This is a genomic window from Mycobacterium sp. (assembly GCF_019243155.1).
Lineage (GTDB): Bacteria > Actinomycetota > Actinomycetes > Mycobacteriales > Mycobacteriaceae > Mycobacterium.
The window spans coordinates 1-3011 of sequence record NZ_JAFAUS010000526.1 but is presented as its reverse complement, the minus strand read 5'-3'; the positions used below and the strand labels follow the sequence as shown (position 1 = coordinate 3011).

Below are 3011 nucleotides of genomic sequence, written 5' to 3'. Positions count from 1 at the left end.
CATTCTGCTCATGCATCACTCGTCGCGAACCATCATCGAGTTCCAGCAGCATGACGAAAACCGCGGCGAGGCCTTCGATCCGCGGCGTACCGGTTTCGACCACATGGGGTTCAAAGTCGACACGCGGGCCGAGTTGGATGAGTGGCTGGCTCGTTTCGAGCAGCTCGGCGTGATTCACTCGCCGATAGCCGACCGCGAATACGGCGCGGTACTGACGTTCAAGGATCCCGACGGGATTCAATTCGAGATGTTCTTCAAAGCCGACCACCCATAGCTGCTTGAGGATTCTTCAATGCGGTCAAAAGCGAAATCTGTTGCGACGCTGCGACCCGCCCAAATGACGCCCGTCACAACCTCCCGCAAATGCTTTCAACGTAGGCTGCCAGGAATGCACGTGGACGCGATGACGATTCCCCAGCCGCTCGGCCAGATCGGCGACCTCGCCCGACGTACGCAGGCCGCCGGATTCTCCGGCCTGCTGTTCACCGAGACGGGTCGCACGGCCTACCTCAATGCCGCCGTGGCCTCGCAGGCCGCGCCGGGCCTCGAACTGTCCACCGGTGTCGCGGTGGCCTTTCCGCGCAGCCCGTTCGTGACCGCGGCCGCCGCGTGGGAGCTACAGGAGGCGACCAACGGGAACTTCCGGCTGGGTCTGGGCACCCAGGTGCGCACCCACGTCGTGCGCCGCTACGGCGCGACATTCGAGCGACCCGGCCCACGACTGCGCGACTACCTGCGGGCCGTGAAGGCATGCTTCTCGGCGTTCCGCTCGGGCAACCTGGACCATCACGGCGACTTCTACGACCTCGATTTCATCACCCCGCAGTGGAGCCCCGGGCCCATCGACGCTCCCGATCCCAAAGTCGATATCGCGTCGGTCAATCCATGGATGCTGCGCATGGCGGGCGAAGTGGCCGACGGCGTACACGTCCACCCGATCGGCGAGCCCGGATATCTGGTCCGACACGTCATACCAAGCGTCGCCGAGGGAGCGGCAAAATCGGGTCGGTCGTTGTCGGACATCGCGATCATCGTGCCGGTGATGACAATCGTCGGCGACACCGACGAAGAGCGCGACAAGCAACGAGAAACGGTGCGCGCCAGCATGGCTTTCTACGGCAGCACCCCCAACTACGCGTTCATCTGGGACGAGGCTGGGTTCGAGGGCACGACTGCCCGGATCCGGGAGAAGCAGAAGGCCGGCGACTTCGCCGGGATGGCCGCGCAAGTCAGTGATGCTCACGTCGCCGCCTTCGCAACGGAGTCAACCTGGGACGGGCTGGCCGATGCGCTGACCAAGAAATACGACGCGATGGCGACGCGTCTCGTGATGTACAACTCCGTCGGCGATCCGGAGCGGTTCGAGCGCTATGGCGAGGTGGCGCGCCGGATACAGCGGTGATTACGCCGAAAACCGATTAGCCGTGGCCGATCTGGATCGCTTTGACCACCAATAGTAGCGCCCCGATCACGAGGTAGGACCGCAGCGCGATCATGCCCAGTCGCGTGCCGGGTGACCAGACCACCGGCGCGAGCAGCGTCAGGGGTGGCATCCGCCAGGTGCTGCGGTCGACGCCGCGTGCCGGAAGTTGCGGCGGTGGGGGCGCGGGTTGGCGGCGCGCCATCCAGCGCAGCGTCGGCACCGCCGCGATCCCGAGTACAACCATGGCCAGGGCCAGGTAGGTGGCGACCGAAACGACGTCGATGTGGGGGAACAACGTGGTCGCCATCAGGATCCCCGACAACAGCAGTAGCGTGCCCACGATCAGACCCGCGACCCAGTTGAGCCAGCGTCGATTCACCCAGGGGCCCAGGACTTCCCGGTCGTTGCACAGCAGCAGCAGAAAGACGCTGGCGCTGGGCAACAGCAGACCGGCGAGGGCCTGTACGGCGGTGGTGATCAACCCGAGTGGAGCGCCGGGGATCAGGACGATCGCCGCGGCCAGCGCCACCATGCCGGTATAGGACAGGTAGAACTGCTTGGCGTCGGCGAACCCGCGGTGCAGCGAGTGCTTCAGGCCGAACACGTCGCCGAACGCGTAACTGGTGGCCAGGGTGACCGCGGCCGCGCCGATGATCGACGCGTCCATCAACACAATCGCGAAAATCCAGCCCAGCGACCCGCGGTGTTGGCCAAGCAGGTGAGCGATCGCGCCCGCGTCGGTGAAACCGCCGACGGTGTCGGTGGAACGCGCGGCCCACTCACCGGTCATCACCAACGCCGCCGCGCCAACCACCACCACGAAAGCCCCCAGCACGGTGTCGGCGCGTTCGTAGGCCATGAACCTCGGGGTGATGCGCTTGTCGACGACGTTGGACTGTTGGAAGAACAACTGCCAGGGCGCCACTGTAGTGCCGACGATGGCGATGATCAGTAGCACCGCATCCGAGCTGATGCCACCCGAAATGCTCGGCACCACAAATGACTTGGCCGCATGTAGCCACATGGGATGGGACATCAGCAGCATGGGGATCTGCAGCAGTGTGATGGCGATGAAAATGAACATCGCCCGCTCCCAGCGACGGAAGCTGCCGCTGGCCATGATCGCGACGAGTGCCACCGCCGAGATAGGAACCACAACATATTTGGAGATGCCGATGTATTCGGCGGCCAGCGAGATCCCGATGAATTCGGTGACGATCGTCAAGAAATTCAGCAAGAACAGGTCGCCGACCGAAAACCAGCCCCAACCCCGGCCGAAACGCTCGTTGATCAACCGGGCATGTCCGACGCCGGTGACCGCGCCAAGCCGCACCACCATCTCCTGGTTGACGATCAGCACGGGGATGAGCAGCAATAGCACCCACAACAACGAATAGCCGTAGTTCTGGCCCGCCTGAGCGTAGGTCGCCACCCCGCCGGCGTCGTTATCGCCAACCATCACAATGATTCCGGGGCCGACGATGGCGAGCAGAGTCAGTAGCCGCGTCTTCCAGGTGCGGGCATGCTCGGTCTCGCCGAGGCTGATGCGGCCGAACGCGCCTTCGATATCGCCGAGGTGCGCCGAGTC

Annotated in this window: 3 protein-coding genes; 2 read left to right on the top strand and 1 reads right to left on the bottom strand. The window is 64.4% G+C overall.

Annotated elements, in window-relative coordinates; all coding sequences use genetic code 11:
* On the top strand, nt 1–274 hold a 274-nt coding region (locus tag JOZ00_RS26590; protein ID WP_293350537.1), incomplete at its 5' end, for a VOC family protein.
* A 114-nt stretch (nt 275–388) separates the two neighbouring features.
* On the top strand, nt 389–1402 hold the full coding sequence (locus tag JOZ00_RS26585) for a TIGR03617 family F420-dependent LLM class oxidoreductase (protein ID WP_293350534.1): 1014 nt from the start codon (nt 389–391) through the stop codon (nt 1400–1402).
* Nucleotides 1403–1418: 16 nt separating this feature from the next.
* On the opposite strand, the gene JOZ00_RS26580 is transcribed toward JOZ00_RS26585, so the two are convergent.
* The coding region (locus JOZ00_RS26580; protein WP_293350531.1) for an NRAMP family divalent metal transporter at nt 1419–3011 on the bottom strand (1593 nt) is incomplete at its 5' end.